Raw genomic sequence first — 235 nt, forward strand, 5'->3', positions numbered from 1 at the left:
CCGAAGAACGCCCCGTGGCACAGCGCCGCGACCAGGCGGCCGGCCATCAGCACGCCGTACCCGGGAGCCAGCGCGCAGAGCGCGTTGCCTGCGACGAAGACCCCCATGAGCAGCAGCAGCATGGTTTTGCGCGGGAGTCTGGTGCCCGCGGCCGTCATCAGCGGGGCGCCGACCACCACTCCGAGGGCGTATCCGGTGACCAGCATTCCGGCGCTGGGGATGGACACGGACAGGT

Annotated in this window: 1 protein-coding gene; it reads right to left on the minus strand. The window is 71.1% G+C overall.

All coding sequences use genetic code 11. The features are described from left to right. A partial coding sequence (locus tag ACSNOK_RS36280) for an MFS transporter (protein ID WP_436784902.1) occupies nt 1-235 on the minus strand: 235 nt, incomplete at both ends.

This window comes from Streptomyces sp. URMC 126 (genome assembly GCF_051386555.1).
Taxonomy (GTDB): domain Bacteria; phylum Actinomycetota; class Actinomycetes; order Streptomycetales; family Streptomycetaceae; genus Streptomyces.